The sequence below is a fragment of the Pistricoccus aurantiacus genome, assembly GCF_007954585.1.
Lineage (GTDB): Bacteria > Pseudomonadota > Gammaproteobacteria > Pseudomonadales > Halomonadaceae > Pistricoccus > Pistricoccus aurantiacus.
This window is the reverse complement of the sequence record NZ_CP042382.1, coordinates 1,401,220-1,421,366: the sequence shown is the minus strand read 5'-3', so window position 1 is coordinate 1,421,366 and position 20,147 is coordinate 1,401,220. Positions and strand designations below refer to the sequence as shown.

Sequence of the window (20,147 nt, the reverse complement as noted above, 5' to 3'; positions counted from 1 at the left end):
ATAGCCATCTCTCTTCCTGGTGACAAGTGCGGTGGATACCGGATCGGCCGCGCTTGACGCCTTTGGGGGGCGCCCATAGCATAGCCTTCATTCAAGGCCGGCGACGGCGCTCGGCGTCTGGCTTCACTCTTTACAAGCAGCGACTTATGCAGCCCACAGCATCGCCCCTTCATGCCGCGGTGGCCGAGGACTTCGCCGCCGTCAATCAGACCATTCGCGCCCAGTTGGCCTCTCGGGTGCCCCTGGTCGAAACCATCGGTCGCTACATCATCGAGAGCGGCGGCAAGCGGCTGCGGCCACTGCTGGTACTGCTGGCGGCGAGATCGCTGAATTATGGCGGCGACAAGCACATCACCCTGGCTACGCTGATCGAGTTCATGCACACCTCGACCCTGCTGCATGACGACGTGGTGGACGAATCCCACCGCCGCAGGGGCAAGACCACCGCAAACGACGCCTGGGGCAACGCTCCCTCGGTACTGGTGGGCGACTTCCTATATTCCCGCTCGTTTTTGATGATGGTGGAAGTCGGCTCCATGCAGATCATGCGCATCCTGTCCGCCGCCACCTGCACTATCGCCGAAGGCGAGGTCATGCAACTGACTAACATCGGTAATCCTGATATCGATGAAACCGCCTACTTCGAAACCATTCACGGCAAGACCGCCATGCTGTTCGAAGCCGCCTCCCATAGCGGCGCCGTGCTTGCCGGCGCCAATGCCGAGCAGGCGCAGGCGCTGCAGCACTACGGGCGCTACCTGGGGCTGGCGTTTCAACTGATCGACGATTTGCTCGACTATCAGGGCGATGCTCAGGCCATGGGCAAGAACGTCGGCGATGATCTGGCGGAAGGCAAACCGACCCTTCCGCTGATTTACGCCATGGCTCAGGGCAGTCCGGAACAGGCCAGGCTGATTCGCCAGGCAATCCGCAAGGGCGGCCTCGATCGGCTCAACGAGGTAATGGCCATTGTCCGCCAGACCGGCGCCCTGGAATACACTCGCCAACGCGCCGAGGAAATGGCGGATAAAGCCTTGGCCCAGTTAAACAACATCCCTCCCTCTTCCTACCGGGACAGCATGGCGACGCTGGCTCGGCTGGCGGTAGAACGGGACACCTGAGACAAGCTGCCGGACTTGCAAGTGGCTCCTTGCATACCATAATGAAATACGTATAATCCATCACCGCCGAGACACAGCGTCGACGATTCGGAGTGTAGCTCAGCTTGGTAGAGCGCTGCCTTCGGGAGGCAGAGGTCGTAGGTTCGAATCCTGTCACTCCGACCAAGAACATCAAGGGCTTGCGAGTCATCGCCGGCCCTTTTTCATGTCTTGTATTACCCTCTAGTTCCTCAATTTTCGCGAGTGACTTCCGAGTCGAGTTTCAGCACGCGATCGCCATCTTCCTGTTCGATAAGATAGGCGGGGGAATCCTTGGAGGCGTTGCGGGTAATCTCGGATCCCTTGATACTGCGCGTCACTTTGTCCGTAAAGACTTCGATCACTTTACCGCTACCCCTGCCTTCTCCCCACTTCCAGGATACGGTGTCGCCAGCGCTGGCGGTTTTCGTCATGGTATTGCCTCCCTCCCGATCATTATCACCTCGATTACCTTTTAGTGAATTCCTGGTGCTGCATCAAGAGCAGCTCACTTCGTTCCATAACACCCGCCAGCTTCGACCAAAGTTATCGTTGTCCTGCCCGCATTTGCCTTGCCCCCATCACCCGAGCCGGCTATTTTTTCGATATTCCTTGAAAAAATAGTCATTACAACAAAACGTCGTAACAAGTGATAAGGAGGTAAGATGAGTAACGATACATCTACGGCGGTACAACTGACCCGGGTGCTGGCACGCACGGACGTGCTGGCCCTGGCCTTTGGCGCAATGATCGGCTGGGGCTGGATCGTGTTGACCGGCAGCTGGATTCAGTCCGCGGGCAGTCTGGGGGCGATCACCGCCTTCCTGCTCGGCGGGTTGATCATCGTGCTGGTGGGTCTGACCTACGCGGAACTGGCCTCCGCCATGCCCAAGGTCGGTGGCGAGCACGTCTACAGCTATCGCGCCCTGGGCCACTTCGCCTCCTTCCTGTGTACCTGGGCGATCACCCTGGGCTATGTCAGCGTGGTGGCCTTCGAAGCGGTAGCCTTGCCCACGGTAGTCGAGCACCTGTTTCCGAATTACGCGGTGGGTCATCTCTGGACCCTGGCCGACTGGGACGTCAAGGCTACCTGGGTGGCGGTGGGGGTGATGGGTTCCCTGATAATGATGACCATCAACTATGTGGGTATTCGCACCGCGGCGCTGGTGCAGAAACTGGTGACCCTGCTGATTCTGGCAGTGGGTATCCTATTCATCACCGGCGCGCTCTTCGAGGGCAGCACCGCTACCATGGAGCCGCTGTTTCCTATCGAGGAAGGCGTCATGGGCGGCATCATGGCGGTCATCATCATGGTGCCCTTCATGTTCGTCGGCTTCGACGTCATTCCCCAGGCGGCGGAGGAAATCAACCTGCCCTTTCGCGAGATCGGCCGGGTGCTGATGATCTCGGTGATCCTGGCGGTATTCTGGTACGCCTTGATCATTCTCGGCACTTCGCTGATGCTGAACCCGGAAGCGCTTTCGAAAAGCTCACTGGCGGTGCCGGACGCCATGCAGGCGGTCTTTCAGGCGCCCTGGGCGGGCAACCTGATGGTTCTGGCAGGTATCGCCGGCATCATCACCAGCTGGAACGCCTTCTATATCGGCGGCTCACGGGCCATCTATGCCCTGGCCCATTCCGGCATGCTGCCGGCCTTTCTGGGCAAGCTGCATCCCCGATATCGCACGCCCACCAACGCCATTCTGCTGATCGGGGCACTGTCCAGCCTTGCGCCCCTGCTCGGGCGCTCCGCTCTGGTGTGGCTGGTAGTGGCCGGCGGCCTGGGTATTGTCATCGCCTACCTGTTCGTTTCCCTGTCCTTTCTGGTGCTGCGTCACCGCGAGCCGGATATGCCGCGTCCCTTCAAGGTGCGCCATGGCAAGCTGGTGGGTATTCTGGCGGTGGTTCTGTCATTATTCCTGGCCGGGCTATACCTGCCCGGCAGCCCCTCCGCGCTCTCCGCGCTCGAATGGGGTATCGTTGCCGGCTGGATGATTCTGGGGCTCGGTCTATACGCCTGGTCCCGTTCCCACTACGGACTCGACTACAGCAAGCGCATGATGCAAGAGGAAATGGCCGGAGACTCGGTCTACCCAGGGCGCTAAACGCTAGACATAAGGAACTTCATGCAGGACTTCATCATCATCGGCGGGGGCATTCTCGGCATGTCCACCGCCATGCAGCTCAAAAAGGCCTATCCTGAGCGGCGCATGCTGCTGCTGGAAAAGGAATCAACACCGGCCAGGCACCAGACCGGTCATAACAGCGGGGTCATTCATGCCGGGGTCTACTACACCCCGGGCAGTCTCAAGGCGCGTTTCTGCCGGGAAGGCAATCGCGCCACCCGAGAGTTCTGCGACGCTCACGATGTTCCCTACGAGATCTGCGGCAAGCTCCTGGTGGCCACCAACGAGCTGGAAGAGCAGCGCATGCACAAGCTCCAGGAGCGCATCAGCGCCAACGACCTGGAGCACGAGTGGCTTTCCCGGGAAGCGCTGCGCGAGCGGGAACCCAATATCACCGGTATCGCCGGCATCTTCGTGCCCTCCAGCGGCATCGTCGATTACGCCGCGGTCACCCGGGCCATGGCAACGGAGTTCGAGCGCCTGGGCGGCGAGATCCGCTACGGCGCCGAGGTCACCGCCTTGGACGAGCGTCGCGAGGAGGTGGTGGTGACCACCACCCAGGGCGAGTTCACCGGTCGGTATCTAGTGACCTGCGCCGGCCTGATGGCGGATCGAGTGGTGCGTATGCTGGGTCAGGAGCCGGGCTTCAGCATCTGCCCGTTTCGCGGCGAGTATTACCAGTTGCCGCCGGAGCACAACGATATCGTCAAGCATCTTATCTATCCCATCCCCGACCCGGCCATGCCGTTTCTCGGCGTACACCTGACCCGCATGATCGACGGCTCGGTGACCGTCGGTCCCAACGCGGTGCTGGCTTTCAAGCGCGAGGGCTACAAGAAGAGCGATATCTCTCTCAAGGACATGGCGGCCATGTTCACGGATTCCGGTATTCGCAAGGTGCTGACCAAGAATCTGCGCCCGGGCCTGGCGGAAATGAAGAATTCACTGCATAAGAAGGGCTATCTGGAACTGGTGCGCAAGTACTGCCCGAGTCTGGGACTGAGCGACATGAAGCCCTACCCCGCCGGCGTTCGCGCCCAGGCGGTGACGCGAGACGGCAAGCTGGCGGACGATTTCCTGTTCATCAACACGCCGCGAAGCCTCCATGTCGGTAACGCGCCTTCCCCGGCGGCCACCTCGTCGATTCCCATCGGTGCCCATATCGTTAGTCAGGTAAAGGAGCAGCTAGGTAGCTGATTGGACAAAAGCGCTATTGGTTACCAACGCGCCAGGCGTGCTAGCTTTAGCGTTGATGCGATATCCGTTGAATCAACAAACACAACGAGTTCCGGGATCGGAACGGAGGAATCTCATGCACGCATTCAAATACGCCCTGGCGGTGTCGCTGCTGGCGACCGCACCTCTTGCGCTTGCCCAGCAGCAACTCTCCATCGCCACCGGCGGCACCGGCGGTACCTACTACCCCATCGGAGGCGGCCTGGCGGAGATGATCAACAGGCATATCGAAGGCCATGACGCGGTGGCCGAGGTCACCGGCGCTTCCGTGGAGAACATGGGCCTGGTATGGCGTGGGGATTCGGATATCGCCCTGGCTCTGGCGGACACGGTCTACCAGGCCTATAACGGCACCGGCGACTTCGAGGGCCGCCAGCTCGAGAACATTCGCGCCCTGGCTTCCATCTATCCCAACGCACTGCAGCTCGTCACCATGGCGGACTCCGGTATCGAGTCCCTGCAGGATCTCAAGGGCAAGACGGTTTCCGTCGGCGCCCCGGGCAGCGGCACGGAACTCAACGCCCGGGCGGTGCTGGAAGCCAACGGCATCACCTACGACGATATCGAGGCGCGGCGCTTCAACTTCAACGAGACCGCAGACGCCATCCGCGACGGCGATATCGACGCCGGCTTCTGGAGCGTCGGGCCGCCCACCAGTTCGATCCTCAACCTGGCCACCACTCGGGACATTCGCCTGATCGGCCTGACGGATGAGGAAGTCGCCAAGGCCAAGGAGGCGGAACCGGTATTCGCCGCTTACGACCTCAAGGCGGACCTTTACGATGGCATGGACGGGCCGGTGCAGACCGTCAGCATTCCCAACGTGCTGGTGACCAACGCCGAGTTGGACGACGACCTGGCCTATCAGATCACCAAGCTTCTCTTCGAGAACACGGATGAGCTGATCGCCATTCACCCGGCGGCCAACGACACCACGGTGAAATTCAGCACGGATTCGACGCCGATTCCCTTCCATCCCGGCGCCCTGCGCTACTACGAGGAGGTGGGCGCGAAGGTCTCAGACCAGCAGCGCCCCTAGTGATCGCCAGCGCAATTCGACTCCCGGGGCAGGCATTACTGCTGCTTGCCCTGGGCATTCTTGCGCCTTATCCGGCGCTTGCGGCCTGTCCGGCTATCGCGGAACTGCGGGTGATTGCTGAAGACGGCGAGCCGCTGGTGAGGTTGCCGATGCCAGAAGGCGCCGGCTGGTGCCTGGCCTGGAACCATTCCGTGGAAGGTTTTACCGTTCACGACTGCTATCGCAACGTCAAAGGCCGCATGGTGCTGGAACGCAGCCATCTGCCGGACTTCGCCGCCGGCCTTGACCATATCCCCGGACGCGGGCGCCAGGTGTCCGATGGCCGGAGCGGCTACTGGATCGAGGATATCAACGAGCCGGTGCCGAACAATCGTTATCGGCTGCGGGTCGGCGGGATGCGGGTCGATCACCGGCTGGTCGACCATGACGAGCCGCGACTAGAGACACTGATCGCCAGCCAGAGAGACAACTGCCCCGGGCACTATCCATCGCCCCAAGCGGCACCGAACGGAATTAGCCTAAGCGAACTCGCCGCTCATCAAGCGGTAACCGTGGGGCTTTATCCGCCGCCTTCGGTCCACGCCACGTCTGCCAATTCGGAATCATCCTTATGAGCGACTCGCCGCAATCTTCTTCATCCCACTCCGATGCTTCCGGCGCTCAGGCTAGCCTTTCCCGCCCGGTGCTGTGGCTGATCGCCATCGTCGGCGTGACCCTGTCGCTGTTTCAACTCTATACCGCCGGCATCGAGCCCCTCGGGCTCTTCTACCAGCGCAGCATCCACCTGATGCTGATCATGATGCTGGCCTTTCTGCTGTTCCCGGTATTCGGCCCCAGGCATAAACGCGGCTTCCTCGGCGGCCTGATCGACCTGATCTTCCTGGCCGGCGCCCTGATTACCGGTGGCTATCTGGTGCTGTATCTCGACGAGATCATCAACCGCGCCGGCTTCTGGAGCCAGACGGATATCTGGGTGGGCATCATCGCCACCGTCACGGTGCTGGAAGCCAGCCGTCGCGCCGTGGGTCTGAGCATGACCATCATCGGCCTGATCGCCATCCTCTACGCTTTCGCCGGCCCCCGGGGCGAGCTGCCCTGGCTGGGCCAGTTCCTGCCGGGGATTCTCGAGCATCGCGGCTACGGCCTGGATCGTCTGGTGGGCCAGCTCTATCTCGGCCAGGAGGGCATCTTCGGCCTGCCCATCGGGGTCGCGGCCACCTATATCTTCATCTTTGTGCTGTTCGGCGCCTTCCTGGAAATCACCGGCGCCGGCAAGTTCTTCATCGATCTGGCCTACGCCGCCACCGGTCGCCAGCGCGGTGGCCCGGCCAAGGCGGCGGTGATCGCCTCCGCGGGCATGGGCTCGATTTCCGGCAGCGCCATCGCCAACGTGGTGACCACCGGCGCCTTCACCATTCCGCTGATGAAGCGCCTGGGCTACAAGCCCGCCCAGGCCGGAGGCATCGAGGCGGCGGCCTCCACCGGCGGGCAGATCATGCCGCCGCTGATGGGCGCAGGGGCCTTCCTGATCGCCGAATACACCCGCATGCCCTACCTGGACGTGGTCAAGGTCAGCATCCTGCCGGCGATTCTTTACTTCGGAACCGTCTATCTGTTCGTACATATCATCGCCCTGAAGCAAGGCATGAAGGGCATGTCGAAGACCGAGCTGCCGCAGATGCGGGACGTGATGAAGGAAGGCTGGCACTTCCTGCTGCCGCTTGGGGTGCTGATATGGCTCCTGGTGATGAATCTCTCGCCTTCTCGGGTGGGCTTCTACGCGATTCTTACCATGCTCGCCGTGGCGGCGGCGCGTTTCGCGGTATGGTTCTTCTTCGTCGCCCCCAAGCGGGGCCAGCCGGTGAACGCTCACGCCATCCAGGTCGCCCTGCGGGACGGCATCGCCAAGGTCATCGAAGGGCTGGAACTCGGCGCCCGCAACGCGGTACCGGTGTCCATGGCCTGCGCCGTGGCGGGCATCATTGTCGGCGTGGTGGGGCTGACCGGGCTCGGGCTCAAGTTCTCGGCGATGATGCTGGCTTTTTCCCAAGGCAACCTGCTGCTGGCGCTGGTTCTGGTGCTGCTGGCGAGCCTGGTGCTGGGCATGGGCCTGCCGGTCACCGCCAGCTATATCGTGCTGATCGTGCTGGTGGGTCCGGCGCTGACCACGGAGTTCGGCGTGCCGCTGCTGGTCGCTCACCTGGTGGTGTTCTGGTACTCCCAGGATTCCAACGTCACCCCGCCGATCGCCCTGGCGGGCTTCGCCGGGGCAGCGATCGCCGGAAGCCGACCCATGGATACCGCCTTCCAGGCCTGGAAATTCGCCAAGGGGCTCTACCTGATTCCGCTGTTCATGGTCTACAACCCCTCGATCATTCTCGGTGGCCCGCCGCTTGAGGTCGTCTGGAATGTCCTGACCGCCGCCCTGGCCCTGGGCGCTTTCGCCGCCGCCCTGGAAGGCTACCTGTTTACCCGCATGGGATGGTGGCTGCGGCTGCTGCTGCTGCCGGCTATCGTCGCCATCTTCACCCCCAACGCCACCTATGAAGTTATTGGCGCCGCGGCGATGCTGCTGATTCTCGGCGGCAACTGGTGGGCAGGTCGGCGGGAAGCCGCATGACAACATGGAAAAACGCCCTGAATCGATTCCTGGTACTGCCGCTACTGGTGCTGCTCGCCATTGCCTCGCTGCTGCCGCTGATCGAAAGCAATATCTGGTGGATACGCTATCTCGATTTCCCTCGCCTGCAGGTTGCCCTTTTTCTGCTCGGTCTGACGATCCTGCACTTTTTGCTGCGTGGTGCATGGGGGAAATGGCGCTGGCTCGTACTGGGTCTGGCGGGCATCGCGCTGGTTTCTCACGGCTACCGGCTATATCCGTATTTCTTTCCATTTAAGCCCCCAGCTGTGGAGACCGCCAGCTGCCCCGCGGAATCGAGGATTCGCTTGCTGATCGCCAACGTCAAGATGGCCAATGAGCACGCGGAGAAGCTGCTTCGTATCGTTCACGACACCGAGCCGGACCTGTTTCTGGCGATGGAAACCGACGCCTGGTGGGATCGCCAGCTCGATGCTCTGGACGAGCGGTTTTCCTATCGAGTGCAATACATTCCTCCGCAGGCCGAGTCCTACGGCATGCACCTTTTTTCTCGTTATCCGCTGATCGAGCCGAAGATACGTCTGCGCTTCGACGCCGCCACCCCCTCGATCGACACGCGAGTGCGCCTGCCGGGCGAGCGCATCATTCACTTCCACGGGCTGCACCCCCGCCCGCCCCGCTACTGGTCGCAATCGGCACTTCCGCGAGACGCTCAGCTGTTGAAAGCCGCGCTGGAGGCTCGGGATTCTCGACAGCCGACGATCCTGGCCGGGGATTTCAACGCGGTTTCCTGGGAAAGCGTCACCCGTCGAGTCATGCGGCTGGCCGGCCTGCTCGACCCGCGCGTCGGACGCGGCTTCTATCCCACCTATGACGCCAAAAATCCGATCATCGCCTGGCCTCTGGACCATGTTCTCTATCAGGATGAGCTCATGCTGGTCTCCTTCGATCGCCAGCCCGGCTTCGGCTCGGATCACTATCCGATATACGCCGAGCTCTGCCACCGTCCCGACGCCGCCGATCGGCAAACCCCGCCGGTGCCTGCGGAAGGCGATCTCGACGAGGCCAGGGCGACCATCGAGCGGGCGGAAATGCAAGCGCGAGAGTAAGCGTCAGTCATGAAACGCGCCACTGGAGATCAAGCCCGGCCTGGCGGTATTCTTGGGCATCGCGGGTTGAGCCCGCCCGCTTTCCAATCATTTTCGCTTTACCTCAAGGATCAATGAATGTCGGACAATGTGGTCGGCCCTCGCCTGCGTGCACTGCGCACGCTGCGGGGCATTTCCCAGCGCGAACTGGCCAAGCGCTGCGGCGTTACCCACTCCAGCCTGTCGCTGATCGAGCAGGGCAAGGTTAGCCCTTCCGTCAGCTCCCTGAAGAAGATTCTCGACGCCATCCCGATCAGCGTCGGCGACTTCTTCACCATGGACATGGACAGCCGCGAGCAGGTCTTCTACGGCGCCGAGGAACTGACGGATATCGGCAGCGGCGAGGTAATCTTCAAGCTGGTGGGGGCCAATCGCGAGTCCCGCGCCCTGACCTTCATGATCGAGACCTACCCGGCAGGGGCGGACACCGGTCGCGAGATGATCGCTCATCGAGGCGAGGAAGCCGGCGTGGTGCTGGAAGGCGAGATCGAAATCACCATCGGCGCGGATACCCGAATTTTAAAGGCCGGGGAAAGCTACTACTTCAACACCAATATTCCTCATCGCTTTCGCAACGTAAGCAAGGCGCCGGCCCGGCTGGTAAGCTGTTGCACGCCGGCACGGAATTTTTAAGAATGCCGACGTATCCCAGCGCATCGCATGGGGACCCGCCCATGGTTTGCCAGTGATCCATGCGATACGATCAATACATGTATCTGCCGGAAGACATCCCATGCCAATCAGCCTTCGTCTCGATCCCGAGACCGAGACTCGCCTTGCGCATCTTGCCCAGGTAACCGGCAGGTCAAAGACGGCGGCCTCAATGACCAAGTGCAACACCTGATCCATCAGGTATCGTGTTGCCATGACTTGCTACTATCACCATCTTTCTGCTGAAGACCGCGCCGCTATCATGATGATGCGAGCCTCTCACTCGATCCGGGCTATCGCCAGTCACTTGGGGCGCTCACCCAGTACGGTGTCACGGGAATTCAGGCGTCATACCGTCACTCCTGTAAAGGGATATGACGCTAGCCTGGCGGGCTATCGCGCTCGGCTGGCACGTCATCGCCAGCGTCGCTTACCCAAGTTGCATCCCGACGGCGAACTGTTTGAACTGGTGGTCTATCTGCTGCGTAAATACTGGTCACCCGAGCAGATAAGCCGCACACTGAAGCGTATGTTTCCTGATCATCCCGACCGCCAGGTCTCCCATGAGTCCATCTACAACGCGCTTCACGTGATGCCGCGAGGCACGCTGAAGAAGGAGCTCATTGCCTGTTTGAGACAGGGCAATGGCAAGCGTCGGCCGAGACGCCAGGGCAAGGATCGACGCCAGCAGATTCCCGATCTGGTCAGTATCCACATGCGCCCGCCCGAGGTTGAAGACCGGCTGATGCCAGGGCATTGGGAGGGCGACCTCATCATGGGCGCCAACAACCGCTCTGCTGTCGGCACGCTGGTCGAGCGCACCACCCGCCTGGTGATCCTGGCGAAGCTGGACGGTACCACGGCTACCGCGGCGGCTATCGGATTCAGTGACAAGCTCAACGAGGTGCCGCGCTCGCTGCGCCTGTCCATGACCTACGATCAGGGCAGAGAAATGACGAAGCATGCCGAGATTACTCAGAAGACTGGCACAGCGATCTACTTTGCGGATCCCCACAGCCCCTGGCAGCGAGGCTCGAATGAAAACACCAATGGTCTGTTGCGGCAGTATTTGCCGAAGGGCACGGACTTGTCGGTCTACAGCCAGGAAGAGCTTGACGTGATCGCCGACTCACTGAATACGCGGCCGAGAAAAACACTGGACTGGAGAACGCCATTGGAGGTTTATGCCGATGTGCTCAAGAAGTCCGTGGCTGGGCCGAACACCCTTCAATAGTGTTGCGCTTGGAACTTGAGGCCGCCGACCTTCTATCTTCGCAAGCTTGTCGAGGAACATCTCGATGACTTTGAAGACACTTATCTAGCCGAACATGCGCTTGAGCAGCTTCGCCAAGGGCGCGATCGCATTATTAGCGCCGAGGAATTCTGGCGTGACCTGGTGAATTGAATACCTCGAGTCAGCGCGTAAAAGCTTCAAGAAAATCGCTCCCCAGCAACGCCGTCGTATTCGTGGCTATCTCGAAGAACGTGTCATTTCCCTGGAAAATCCTCGGCGACTTGGCAAGCCATTGAAAGGCGAGTTTGCAAAATTCTGGCGGTATCGCGTGGGCGACTATCGTCTCATCTGCCAACTGCAGGATAAGCGACTATTAACCCGGCAAGCATTTATGTCGGGTTAATTGCGGCACAGAGAAGTGCCGCCGCCGGCCGGTAGGTCGGCGCGATCCCGCGTCACACCAGCAGATTCGCTCATCTGCGCCAGTGTGGCGGGGGCGACAATCAAAGAGGTCAGGATGACCTATTTGATTGCCAGGTTAATAGTAGTGCTGGTAATTCGCGCGACCCACCGCAAGGATGTTTACGAAGGCTGATATATGGCGGCATCTCACAATTGATCGCCCACTGCCATTTGCCAATCGCGATCAACGCTTCCATGCTGCGTAATCACTACTCCAAGGAGATTTCCCGTATGTCAGAGCGCGTCATTCTCACCACCTCCTCGCATCTCGAGGGCTATCGCGTCACCGAGCACATCGATATCGTATCCGCCGAGTGCGTGTTCGGCATGAACGTCTTCAAGGACATGTTCGCCGGCTTTCGGGATTTCTTCGGCGGGCGCAACAAGTCTTCCCAGAACGCGCTTCGCGATGCAAGAAAGACCTGTCTGGACGAGCTGCGAAAGGAGGCGGAATCCATGGGCGCCAATGCGATCATCGGTATCGACCTCGATTACAGCGAAATCTCCGGCGACGGCAAGTCGATGCTGTTTCTGGTGGCCACGGGCACCGCGGTGAAGGTCACCAAGACCTGAGCCGGGCGCGGAGGAGCCGGTGCGACCGTGAAACAGGAAGCCATCACTAAGATTATCGTTTTTGGCTCTGCATATCCCAGCCGGCATCCTTTAGCTAGCCCGCTTTCAACCGCTCGATCTCGGCACGCAGCGCCTCCGCCTCTTCGGTGAGCGAGGCGTTGGCGCGCATGTCTCCGTTGCGGGCGGCGTGCATGGCTTGCTCGAGCTTGCGCTCGTAGTCTTTCTGCAGCTTTTTCATCGGGTCGCTTTTGAAGAGTCCGAACATGGCGGCGGCTCCTGACAGGGTGTGAGACAACACACTACGCCGCTTGAAAGGCGAAATCTATGCAATAATTATACAAATAAACGTTATTGTGAAAGATATGTTTTGGATCGAAAGCGATATCTGCACCATCTTGAAGCCGGAATATCTTGCCAAGCCATTCGCTGGGCGCTTGATTTTATCGGCACGCGCCCATACCTCCAGTGACAGGTTATTCAAGGCGCGGGGCCGGCACGTCGGGTTCGCGCCGATAAAGTCACCGGGAGCATTGTTACTGCTCTTTGCTACGGAGTTTTCTCCATGACCACCATCGTATCCGTGCGCCGTGGCGACCAGGTCGCCCTGGCGGGCGACGGACAGGTTTCGCTTGGCAACACCGTCATGAAAGGCAATGCCAGCAAGGTGCGCCGGTTGTATCGCAATCAGGTGCTGGCAGGGTTCGCCGGCGCCACCGCCGATGCCTTCACCCTGTTCGAGCGCTTCGAGGCGCAGCTGGAAAAGTATCAGGGCCATCTGATCAAGGCAGCGGTGGAGCTTGCCAAGGAGTGGCGAACCGACCGCACGCTGCGCCGTCTCGAGGCGCTGCTGGCGGTGGCGGACAAGAACGCTTCGCTGATCATCACCGGCAACGGCGACGTGCTGGAGCCGGAACAGGGCATCATCGCCATCGGCTCCGGCGGCAACTATGCGCTGTCCGCGGCTCGGGCCCTGCTGGAAAACACTGACTTTTCCGCCCGGGAAATCACCGAGAAGTCCATCGCCATCGCCGCGGACATCTGCGTGTTCACCAATCACAACGTTATCATGGAAGAGCTCTGATCATGACCCAGATGACCCCTCGCGAGATCGTTCACGCCCTGGACCAGTTCATCATCGGTCAGGAAGACGCCAAGCGTGCCGTTGCCGTGGCACTGCGCAATCGCTGGCGGCGCATGCAGCTCAGTGAGGAGCTGCGCGCGGAAGTCACTCCCAAGAACATCCTGATGATCGGCCCCACCGGGGTGGGCAAGACGGAAATCGCCCGGCGTCTGGCCAAGCTCGCCAATGCGCCTTTTCTCAAGGTCGAAGCCACCAAGTTTACCGAGGTGGGCTACGTGGGCCGGGACGTGGAGTCCATCGTTCGCGATCTGATGGAAGCCGCCATTAAGATGGTGCGGGAGCAGGCCAAGCAGGAAGTCGCTCACAAGGCGGAGGACGCCGCTGAGGATCGCATCCTCGATGCGCTGCTGCCGCCGCCCCGAGGGCAGGAGGATCAGCCGCGCATCGATAGCGGAACCCGCCAGACCTTCCGCAAGAAGCTGCGGGAAGGTCAGCTGGACGACAAGGAAATCGATATCCAGGTCACCCCCCAGGGCCCGAACATCGATATCATGACTCCGCCGGGCATGGAGGAGATGACCAGCCAGCTGCAGGGACTGTTCGCCAACATGGGCCGCCAGAAGACCGAGACCAAGCGAGTGGCGGTACGGGATGCCTGGAAGCTGCTGAAGGATGAAGAAGCCGCCAAACTGGTCAACGAGGAAGAGATCAAGCGTCGCGCGATCTACGCTGTGGAGCAGAACGGTATCGTTTTCCTGGACGAGATCGACAAGGTAGCCAAGGGTCATCAGCATAGCAGCGGCGGCGACGTGTCCCGGGAAGGCGTGCAGCGCGACCTGCTGCCGCTGATCGAAGGCTCGACGGTTTCCACCAAGCACGGCATGGTCAAGACCGATCACGTGCTGTTCATCGCTTCCGGTGCCTTCCACCTGTCCAAGCCCTCGGATCTGATTCCGGAACTGCAGGGCCGCCTGCCGATTCGCGTCGAGCTTTCCGCCCTGTCCCCGGAGGATTTCAAGCGCATCCTGACCGAACCCTCCGCCTCGCTGACCAGCCAGTACAAGGCGCTGCTTGACACCGACGGCCTGGAAGTCGACTTCACCGACGACGGCATCGAGCGCATCGCCCAGATCGCCTGGCAGGTCAACGAAGGTACCGAGAACATCGGCGCACGGCGTCTGCACACGGTGATGGAGCGCCTGCTGGAAGACGCCTCCTTCCGCGGCAGCGACCTGGGCAGCCCGTTGATCGTCGACGCGGACTACGTGGATTCTCAACTCGGCGAACTGGCCATGGACGAGGATCTGTCCCGGTATATTCTTTGAGACGCGGCTTCACCGCTTGATAAGGGAAGCAGCAAGGAGGTGTCCATGAGCGCCCCGATTCCCACGCGCGTTCACTACCACAGGAAGGCTCGAGAACTCGAGCTCGGCTATGCGGATGGCGAGAGCTATCGGCTGAGCATCGAATACCTGCGGGTCCACTCTCCTTCCGCGGAGGTGCGCGGTCACGGCCAGGGCCAGGAAACGCTGCAGGTGGGCAAGAAGGACGTGGGCCTGGCCAACATCACCCCGGTGGGTCGCTACGCCATCAAGCTGCATTTCGATGATGGCCATGACAGCGGCCTGTACAGCTGGGATTATCTCTACGATCTGGCGATCAACGCGGCTCGCTACTGGGCAGACTATCTGCGGCGTCTTGACGCAGCCGGCGCTTCGCGCCAGGCCCTGGGGATCGAGCTCAAGCAGCTGTAGGGCGGATGGAGCGCTTCGGTAATGTCCGCTGCAATAGGTTTTGCAACCGCTCCCCGGATTCAAGGACAATCCCGGACAGTAACGCTACAATGGCGTCGGCAAGCGAGACTTGCCTTATCCGCCCACCGTCTGTCTGCCTTATCAATGCAAGGGATGCGTCATGGACAAGCAAAGGACCCATTTCGGGTATCAGGAAGTTCCGACAGAAGAGAAGGCTTCCCGGGTCGCGGATGTCTTTCACTCCGTTGCCGCGCGCTATGACGTGATGAACGACCTGATGTCCTTCGGCATTCACCGGGTCTGGAAACGCCTGACCCTGGAGCGTGCCGGGGTGCGTCCGGGACAGCGCGTGCTGGATATCGCCGGCGGTACCGGCGACCTGACCCTCAAGCTCGCTGAGCGGGTGGGGGAGAACGGTCGAGTGGTCCTGGCGGATATCAACGCTTCCATGCTCAAGGTCGGCCGGGACAAGCTGCTCGACAAGGGCGTCGGCGGCAACGTGGAATACGTGCAGGCCAATGCGGAATGCCTGCCCTTCCCGGACAACAGCTTCGACTGCATTACCATTGCCTTCGGCCTGCGCAACGTCACCGACAAGGACGCCGCGCTGCGCTCCATGACTCGAGTGCTCAAGCCCGGCGGCCGCCTGCTGATCCTGGAGTTCTCCAAGCCCGAAAGCCAGGTGCTGTCGAAGATCTACGATGAGTACTCGTTCCGACTGCTGCCGAAAATAGGTGAACTGGTGGCCAACGATGCCGCCAGCTATCGCTACCTGGCGGAGTCGATCCGCATGCACCCGGATCAGGAAACCCTCAAGGGCATGATGGAGAACGCCGGGCTCGAGCGGGTCGAGTATCAGAACATGACCGGCGGCATCGTCGCCCTGCATCGAGGCATCAAACTGTAATCATGTTATTGGCTGGCCTCGAACGCACCATCAATGCCCTGCTCGCTCGGGATCCGGCGGCGCCGTCACGATTGGCCCGGCTTGACGGCGCGCGGCTGCTGTTTCGTCTCGAGCGCCCTTCCACCGCCCTGCTGATCCAGTTTCACGAGCACGGCCTGCACCTATCTCGTCCGGCGAGTATCGACGATAGCCAGGTGGATGCCGTTGTCGAGATCGATACCGAAGCCCTGGGCGAGCTTCTCGCGGGGCAATCCATCGAGCGGCTGATGTTCCGGGGGAGCCTGGCGGTGCGGGGGCGCGTTCAACACCTCGAGCATGCTCGAGAGCTGATCCTCGATCTGGATCTCGACTGGGAAAACGAACTGGCGAACTGGCTCGGGGATCAGCCCGCTCACAGCCTGGCGGAAGGCTTGCGGCGTCTCGCCCGCTGGGGGCTGCGCACCCGTCAGGAGTTGAGCGCGGATATCGGCGAATACGTTTTCGAGGAAGCTCGCCTGCTTCCCGGACGCGATCAGCTCGAGGTGCTGCGGGATCATCTGACGGAACTCGAAATGGCCAGCGACCGACTGGAAGCTCGGCTAGCTCGTCTGCGACGACGCCTTGGCGCTGACGAGGAGATTTCCGCATGAGTCTGCGGTTGCTGCGGATCCTCTGGGTGATCACTCGCTATCGTCTGGATACCCTGCTACCGCTGGCGCGCTTCCCCTGGCTATTGCGAATCCTGTTTCTGCTGTCTCCGATGCGCCTGATCCCCGTTGGAGAAAAGTCCCGCGGCGCACGGCTACGGCTGGCGCTTGAATCGCTGGGGCCGGTCTTCGTCAAGTTTGGCCAGATGCTTTCCACCCGCCGCGATCTGCTGCCGGAAGACATCGCCAACGAGTTGAAGCGTCTGCAGGACCAGGTACCGCCCTTTCCCGGCGAGGAAGCCCAGCGTCTGGTGGAGACCGAACTCGGGCAGTCCCTCGAAACCGCTTTCGCACGATTCGATATCGAGCCTCTGGCTTCCGCTTCCATCGCTCAGGTTCACGCCGCCCAGCTTCATGGCGGCCAGGACGTGGTAGTCAAGATCACCCGGCCGGGCATCGACAAGGTCATGCGTCAGGATATCGCCCTGCTCTATCGGGTCGCCCGGCTGCTGGCGAAGATTCCGGAAGCGCGTCGTCTGCGGCCGGTGGAAGTGGTCGCGGATTACGAGGCCACGCTGCTCGATGAACTCGATCTGTACAAGGAAGCCGCCAACACCTCCCAACTCAAGCGCAACTTCAACAATTCCCCGCTGCTGTATTTCCCCAGTATTCATTGGCCGCTGACCCGCAAGAGCGTGATGGTGCAGGAACGCATCTATGGCATGCCGGTGGCGGATATGGACGCGCTGCGCGCCGAGGGCGTCGACCTGAAGAAGCTGGCGGAACGCGGTGTCGAGATCTTCTTTACCCAGGTCTTTCGCGACAACTTCTTCCATGCGGACATGCACCCGGGCAATATCTTCGTTGCCCACGGCAAGCCTCAGGATCCGCAGTACATCGGTATCGACTGCGGCATCGTCGGCAGTCTGACCCGCAACGACCAGGACTATCTCGCGCGCAACCTGCTGGCATTCTTTCGTCAGGATTACTACGAGGTGGCGGAGCTGCATATCGAATCCGGCTGGGTGGGCGAAGGCACCCGGGCCAACGAATTTGCCGCGGCGATCCGAACCGTCTGCGAACCCATCCTGGAGAAGCCGCTCAAGGATATTTCCTTCGGCCAGGTGCTGCTGGGGCTTTTCCAGACCGCCCGGCGCTTCAACATGGAAGTGCAGCCCCAGCTGGTGCTGCTGCAGAAGACCCTGCTCAATATCGAGGGCCTGGGACGTCAGCTGTACCCGGACCTGGATCTGTGGACGACCGCCAGACCTTTTCTCGAACGCTGGATGAAGGAGCGCGCCGGGCCGCGTGGTTTCTGGGAGTCCCTGGTACGCCAGGCACCGGAACTCTCCCGGCAATTACCGGAGCTTCCGGTACTGGCACATCAGGCGCTGAAGCGTGGCGAAGCGCAGCAGCGCCAGCAGCAGCGTCAGACCGATACCCTGGCGGACTTTTCTCGCCAGCTGCGACGGGCCTCTCGCGGTGTACTGCGGCTGCGTATCGGTCTGGTTCTCCTGGCGCTGGCCCTGGCCTGGCAGCCGCTGCTGGGCTGGGCCTCGGAACAGCCCTGGCCAGTGGTGGTCGTCGCGGGGCTGGGAATTCTACTGCTGGCCTGGAACTGACTTCCATTCGCCCTGCCTATTACAATATGACTCAGGAATGGCTGCCATGAACGATATTCTCAATCAGCTTGGTCAGGTGCTCGAAGAACGGCGCCGGGCGGATCCCGCGACGTCCTATGTGGCATCGCTGCATCAAAAGGGAATAAACAAGATTCTGGAGAAAGTCGGCGAGGAAGCCACCGAAACCCTGCTGGCCGCCAAGGATGCGACAAACGGCAGCAGTGAAACTCGCGACGCGGTAGTCGCCGAAACCGCCGACCTGTGGTTTCATAGCATGATAATGCTTTCACACCTTAATATTGAACCGCAGGCGGTGCTGGATGAACTGGCGCGGCGCTTCGGAATATCGGGGCTGGACGAAAAGGCTTCCCGCCCTGCAAGCTAGTGACAAAATGACATATCCGAGGAGACTCCCATGTTAGGTGGCATCAGTATCTGGCAGTTATTGATCGTGCTGGGCATCATCATTCTGATCTTCGGCACCAAGAAACTGCGCAATATCGGCGGTGATCTGGGCGGCGCCGTCAAGGGTTTCAAGAAAGCCATGAGCGACGAGGAAAAAGGCGAACAGGAACAGCAGCGAGTCAGCCACGACGACGAGCCGGGCAATACCTACGACGTCAAGGCGGAACGCAAGTCTCAGGAAACGAACGAGCGCAAATAACCTCCTATGTTCGACATCGGTTTTCTGGAACTGCTGATCATCGGCGTGGTCGGTCTGCTGGTGCTGGGCCCCGAGCGGCTGCCCAAGGCGGCCCGTACCGCCGGCATGTGGATCGGCAAGATCAAGCGCACCGTCGCCAATATGCAGCGCGAGATCTCCTCGCAACTCGAGGCGGAAGAACTGCGCCAGAAACTCGACGCTCAGCAGAAGAAGCTCGATGAAAACCTGAACAAGATCAAGCGAGACGTGGAAGCCTACGCAGAGCCGGAATCCACGCGTCAGGCGAAATCCGATCCTGCGCCTGACCTTTCGGCGGATACCGCCACCACGACGGCGTCCGACCCACCGCAGAAGACGCCGACCATTAGCGGTGCCGCGTCAGACAAGGCCCTTTCAGACAAGGAAAATGCTTCCCGATGAGTGACTCCCAGGATTCCCAAGGGTCTTCCCAGGCGCCACTGATCGAGCACCTGATCGAGCTGCGTTCACGTCTGATGAAGGCGGTGATCGTGATCCTGGTGCTGTTTCTTGGTTTGTACGCCTTTTCCAACGACATCTATCTCTTCGTGGCGGAGCCGCTGATGGCGCTGCTGCCGGAAGGCTCCCAGATGATCGCCACGGAAGTGGCGTCGCCCTTTCTTGCGCCGTTCAAGCTGACCCTGGTGGTGGCGGTATTCCTCGCGGTGCCTTTCGTGCTGCATCAGGCCTGGGCGTTTATTGCGCCAGGGCTTTACGACAACGAAAAGATCATCGCCATACCGCTGCTGGTGTCCAGCGTGGGGCTGTTCTACGCCGGGGCCGCCTTCGCCTATTACGTCGTTTTCCCCTTGCTGTTCAAATTCTTTACCCAGACCGGGCCGGAAGATGTGGCGGTGATGACGGATATCAACCAGTATCTCAATTTCGTCCTCAAGCTGTTCTTCGCCTTCGGCGTCGCGTTCGAGATTCCCATCGCCACCTTCCTGTTGATCTTTTCCGGCGCCACTACGGTGGAAAGCCTCTCTGACAAGCGGCCCTACATCATTCTCGGCTGCTTCGTGATCGGCATGCTGCTGACACCGCCGGACGTGGTTTCCCAGAGCCTGCTGGCCCTGCCCATGTACCTGCTCTATGAAGTTGGCATCTTGTTCGGACGCCTGGTGAAACGACGCCAACGCAGCGACGACGAAGATTCCACCTGACGACCGGATGCAGCGGCGTTGTGCCGCGTCATCACGAACACTCGATTTCAATCATTCGCGACCGGTTGACAGCATTGTAGCCTGGCCTGGCGTCACGCTATTGCT

Annotated in this window: 25 protein-coding genes and 1 tRNA gene; 24 read left to right on the top strand and 2 right to left on the bottom strand. The window is 60.7% G+C overall.

The features are described from left to right. Window positions 1-146: 146 nt before the first annotated feature. Complete coding sequence (ispB, locus tag FGL86_RS06880; protein ID WP_147183883.1) at window positions 147-1,121, top strand: octaprenyl diphosphate synthase; 975 nt, start codon at window positions 147-149, stop codon at window positions 1,119-1,121. Between the two features lie 88 nt (window positions 1,122-1,209). After that, window positions 1,210-1,286: transfer RNA gene (locus FGL86_RS06875), tRNA-Pro, on the top strand. 65 nt (window positions 1,287-1,351) lie between these two features. Here FGL86_RS06875 and FGL86_RS06870 read toward each other — a convergent pair. Then, on the bottom strand, window positions 1,352-1,573 hold the full coding sequence (locus FGL86_RS06870; protein ID WP_147183882.1) for a hypervirulence associated TUDOR domain-containing protein: 222 nt from the start codon (window positions 1,571-1,573) through the stop codon (window positions 1,352-1,354). 231 nt (window positions 1,574-1,804) lie between these two features. On the opposite strand from FGL86_RS06870, the gene FGL86_RS06865 reads away from it, so the two are divergent. The 12 genes from FGL86_RS06865 to FGL86_RS06815 all read left to right on the top strand — a co-directional run bounded on the left by FGL86_RS06865 (window position 1,805) and on the right by FGL86_RS06815 (window position 12,207). Then, complete coding sequence (locus FGL86_RS06865) at window positions 1,805-3,244, top strand: APC family permease (RefSeq protein ID WP_147183881.1); 1,440 nt, start codon at window positions 1,805-1,807, stop codon at window positions 3,242-3,244. Between the two features lie 21 nt (window positions 3,245-3,265). After that, complete coding sequence (lhgO, locus tag FGL86_RS06860) at window positions 3,266-4,462, top strand: L-2-hydroxyglutarate oxidase (protein WP_147183880.1); 1,197 nt, start codon at window positions 3,266-3,268, stop codon at window positions 4,460-4,462. Window positions 4,463-4,577: 115 nt separating this feature from the next. Beyond that, entirely contained in the window at window positions 4,578-5,540 is a 963-nt protein-coding gene (locus FGL86_RS06855; RefSeq protein ID WP_147183879.1) for a TAXI family TRAP transporter solute-binding subunit, read from the top strand. Beyond that, window positions 5,540-6,154, top strand: a complete 615-nt coding sequence (locus FGL86_RS06850) for a DUF1850 domain-containing protein (protein WP_425468318.1) — start codon at window positions 5,540-5,542, stop codon at window positions 6,152-6,154. The genes FGL86_RS06855 and FGL86_RS06850 overlap by 1 nt, the downstream gene beginning before the upstream one ends. Then, window positions 6,151-8,160, top strand: a complete 2,010-nt coding sequence (locus FGL86_RS06845; RefSeq protein ID WP_147183878.1) for a TRAP transporter permease — start codon at window positions 6,151-6,153, stop codon at window positions 8,158-8,160. Before FGL86_RS06850 ends, FGL86_RS06845 begins: the two co-directional genes overlap by 4 nt. Beyond that, window positions 8,157-9,248: an endonuclease/exonuclease/phosphatase family protein gene (locus tag FGL86_RS06840; protein WP_147183877.1), complete on the top strand. Its 1,092-nt coding sequence runs from the start codon at window positions 8,157-8,159 to the stop codon at window positions 9,246-9,248. Before FGL86_RS06845 ends, FGL86_RS06840 begins: the two co-directional genes overlap by 4 nt. A 117-nt stretch (window positions 9,249-9,365) precedes the next feature. Beyond that, entirely contained in the window at window positions 9,366-9,920 is a 555-nt protein-coding gene (locus FGL86_RS06835) for a cupin domain-containing protein (protein WP_147183876.1), read from the top strand. A gap of 100 nt (window positions 9,921-10,020) precedes the next feature. After that, window positions 10,021-10,131: a TraY domain-containing protein gene (locus FGL86_RS06830; RefSeq protein ID WP_186764489.1), complete on the top strand. Its 111-nt coding sequence runs from the start codon at window positions 10,021-10,023 to the stop codon at window positions 10,129-10,131. Between the two features lie 21 nt (window positions 10,132-10,152). Then, on the top strand, window positions 10,153-11,172 hold the full coding sequence (locus FGL86_RS06825; protein WP_147183025.1) for an IS30 family transposase: 1,020 nt from the start codon (window positions 10,153-10,155) through the stop codon (window positions 11,170-11,172). Window positions 11,173-11,187: 15 nt separating this feature from the next. Beyond that, complete coding sequence (gene relB, locus FGL86_RS18390) at window positions 11,188-11,343, top strand: type II toxin-antitoxin system RelB family antitoxin (protein WP_425468317.1); 156 nt, start codon at window positions 11,188-11,190, stop codon at window positions 11,341-11,343. Beyond that, window positions 11,339-11,575: a type II toxin-antitoxin system RelE family toxin gene (locus tag FGL86_RS18385; protein WP_222433836.1), complete on the top strand. Its 237-nt coding sequence runs from the start codon at window positions 11,339-11,341 to the stop codon at window positions 11,573-11,575. The genes relB and FGL86_RS18385 overlap by 5 nt, the downstream gene beginning before the upstream one ends. Before the next feature lie 290 nt (window positions 11,576-11,865). Beyond that, window positions 11,866-12,207 carry a YbjQ family protein gene (locus FGL86_RS06815; protein WP_222433804.1) on the top strand — a complete coding sequence of 114 codons (342 nt, stop codon included), beginning with the start codon at window positions 11,866-11,868 and terminating at the stop codon, window positions 12,205-12,207. 94 nt (window positions 12,208-12,301) lie between these two features. Here FGL86_RS06815 and FGL86_RS06810 read toward each other — a convergent pair whose 3' ends face one another. After that, window positions 12,302-12,472 (bottom strand): DUF6435 family protein, encoded by a 171-nt coding sequence (locus FGL86_RS06810; protein ID WP_147183874.1) that lies wholly within the window; start codon window positions 12,470-12,472, stop codon window positions 12,302-12,304. 297 nt (window positions 12,473-12,769) lie between these two features. Between FGL86_RS06810 and hslV the strand changes: the two genes are divergently transcribed. From hslV to tatC, 10 genes are all read left to right on the top strand, one after another. After that, window positions 12,770-13,288: an ATP-dependent protease subunit HslV gene (gene hslV / locus FGL86_RS06805; RefSeq protein WP_147183873.1), complete on the top strand. Its 519-nt coding sequence runs from the start codon at window positions 12,770-12,772 to the stop codon at window positions 13,286-13,288. Window positions 13,289-13,290: 2 nt separating this feature from the next. Further along, on the top strand, window positions 13,291-14,613 hold the full coding sequence (hslU, locus tag FGL86_RS06800; protein WP_147183872.1) for an ATP-dependent protease ATPase subunit HslU: 1,323 nt from the start codon (window positions 13,291-13,293) through the stop codon (window positions 14,611-14,613). Window positions 14,614-14,658: 45 nt separating this feature from the next. After that, on the top strand, window positions 14,659-15,042 hold the full coding sequence (locus tag FGL86_RS06795) for a gamma-butyrobetaine hydroxylase family protein (RefSeq protein WP_147183871.1): 384 nt from the start codon (window positions 14,659-14,661) through the stop codon (window positions 15,040-15,042). Between the two features lie 160 nt (window positions 15,043-15,202). Next, complete coding sequence (gene ubiE / locus FGL86_RS06790) at window positions 15,203-15,949, top strand: bifunctional demethylmenaquinone methyltransferase/2-methoxy-6-polyprenyl-1,4-benzoquinol methylase UbiE (protein WP_147183870.1); 747 nt, start codon at window positions 15,203-15,205, stop codon at window positions 15,947-15,949. A 2-nt stretch (window positions 15,950-15,951) separates the two neighbouring features. Continuing rightward, entirely contained in the window at window positions 15,952-16,578 is a 627-nt protein-coding gene (locus FGL86_RS06785) for a ubiquinone biosynthesis accessory factor UbiJ (RefSeq protein WP_147183869.1), read from the top strand. Beyond that, complete coding sequence (gene ubiB, locus FGL86_RS06780; RefSeq protein ID WP_147183868.1) at window positions 16,575-18,197, top strand: ubiquinone biosynthesis regulatory protein kinase UbiB; 1,623 nt, start codon at window positions 16,575-16,577, stop codon at window positions 18,195-18,197. The genes FGL86_RS06785 and ubiB overlap by 4 nt, the downstream gene beginning before the upstream one ends. Before the next feature lie 46 nt (window positions 18,198-18,243). Continuing rightward, entirely contained in the window at window positions 18,244-18,582 is a 339-nt protein-coding gene (locus FGL86_RS06775) for a phosphoribosyl-ATP diphosphatase (protein ID WP_147183867.1), read from the top strand. Between the two features lie 30 nt (window positions 18,583-18,612). Beyond that, window positions 18,613-18,861, top strand: coding sequence for a Sec-independent protein translocase subunit TatA (gene tatA, locus FGL86_RS06770; protein WP_147183866.1), 249 nt, complete (start codon window positions 18,613-18,615; stop codon window positions 18,859-18,861). A gap of 6 nt (window positions 18,862-18,867) precedes the next feature. Further along, window positions 18,868-19,281, top strand: coding sequence for a Sec-independent protein translocase protein TatB (gene tatB, locus FGL86_RS06765; RefSeq protein WP_147183865.1), 414 nt, complete (start codon window positions 18,868-18,870; stop codon window positions 19,279-19,281). Then, a complete protein-coding gene (gene tatC / locus FGL86_RS06760) occupies window positions 19,278-20,042 on the top strand; it encodes a twin-arginine translocase subunit TatC (protein ID WP_147183864.1) in 765 nt (254 codons plus the stop codon). Before tatB ends, tatC begins: the two co-directional genes overlap by 4 nt. Window positions 20,043-20,147 lie beyond the last annotated feature (105 nt).

What these genes read in the sequence shown, in the direction of transcription:
- ispB (WP_147183883.1), top strand. Translation starts at nt 147, where the DNA reads ATGCAGCCCACAGCATCGCCCCTTCATGCCGCGGTGGCCGAGGACTTC.
- FGL86_RS06870 (WP_147183882.1), bottom strand. Translation starts at nt 1,573, where the DNA reads ATGACGAAAACCGCCAGCGCTGGCGACACCGTATCCTGGAAGTGGGGA.
- FGL86_RS06865 (WP_147183881.1), top strand. Translation starts at nt 1,805, where the DNA reads ATGAGTAACGATACATCTACGGCGGTACAACTGACCCGGGTGCTGGCA.
- lhgO (WP_147183880.1), top strand. Translation starts at nt 3,266, where the DNA reads ATGCAGGACTTCATCATCATCGGCGGGGGCATTCTCGGCATGTCCACC.
- FGL86_RS06855 (WP_147183879.1), top strand. Translation starts at nt 4,578, where the DNA reads ATGCACGCATTCAAATACGCCCTGGCGGTGTCGCTGCTGGCGACCGCA.
- FGL86_RS06845 (WP_147183878.1), top strand. Translation starts at nt 6,151, where the DNA reads ATGAGCGACTCGCCGCAATCTTCTTCATCCCACTCCGATGCTTCCGGC.
- FGL86_RS06840 (WP_147183877.1), top strand. Translation starts at nt 8,157, where the DNA reads ATGACAACATGGAAAAACGCCCTGAATCGATTCCTGGTACTGCCGCTA.
- FGL86_RS06835 (WP_147183876.1), top strand. Translation starts at nt 9,366, where the DNA reads ATGTCGGACAATGTGGTCGGCCCTCGCCTGCGTGCACTGCGCACGCTG.
- FGL86_RS06830 (WP_186764489.1), top strand. Translation starts at nt 10,021, where the DNA reads ATGCCAATCAGCCTTCGTCTCGATCCCGAGACCGAGACTCGCCTTGCG.
- FGL86_RS06825 (WP_147183025.1), top strand. Translation starts at nt 10,153, where the DNA reads ATGACTTGCTACTATCACCATCTTTCTGCTGAAGACCGCGCCGCTATC.
- FGL86_RS06815 (WP_222433804.1), top strand. Translation starts at nt 11,866, where the DNA reads ATGTCAGAGCGCGTCATTCTCACCACCTCCTCGCATCTCGAGGGCTAT.
- FGL86_RS06810 (WP_147183874.1), bottom strand. Translation starts at nt 12,472, where the DNA reads ATGTTCGGACTCTTCAAAAGCGACCCGATGAAAAAGCTGCAGAAAGAC.
- hslV (WP_147183873.1), top strand. Translation starts at nt 12,770, where the DNA reads ATGACCACCATCGTATCCGTGCGCCGTGGCGACCAGGTCGCCCTGGCG.
- hslU (WP_147183872.1), top strand. Translation starts at nt 13,291, where the DNA reads ATGACCCAGATGACCCCTCGCGAGATCGTTCACGCCCTGGACCAGTTC.
- FGL86_RS06795 (WP_147183871.1), top strand. Translation starts at nt 14,659, where the DNA reads ATGAGCGCCCCGATTCCCACGCGCGTTCACTACCACAGGAAGGCTCGA.
- ubiE (WP_147183870.1), top strand. Translation starts at nt 15,203, where the DNA reads ATGGACAAGCAAAGGACCCATTTCGGGTATCAGGAAGTTCCGACAGAA.
- FGL86_RS06785 (WP_147183869.1), top strand. Translation starts at nt 15,952, where the DNA reads ATGTTATTGGCTGGCCTCGAACGCACCATCAATGCCCTGCTCGCTCGG.
- ubiB (WP_147183868.1), top strand. Translation starts at nt 16,575, where the DNA reads ATGAGTCTGCGGTTGCTGCGGATCCTCTGGGTGATCACTCGCTATCGT.
- FGL86_RS06775 (WP_147183867.1), top strand. Translation starts at nt 18,244, where the DNA reads ATGAACGATATTCTCAATCAGCTTGGTCAGGTGCTCGAAGAACGGCGC.
- tatA (WP_147183866.1), top strand. Translation starts at nt 18,613, where the DNA reads ATGTTAGGTGGCATCAGTATCTGGCAGTTATTGATCGTGCTGGGCATC.
- tatB (WP_147183865.1), top strand. Translation starts at nt 18,868, where the DNA reads ATGTTCGACATCGGTTTTCTGGAACTGCTGATCATCGGCGTGGTCGGT.
- tatC (WP_147183864.1), top strand. Translation starts at nt 19,278, where the DNA reads ATGAGTGACTCCCAGGATTCCCAAGGGTCTTCCCAGGCGCCACTGATC.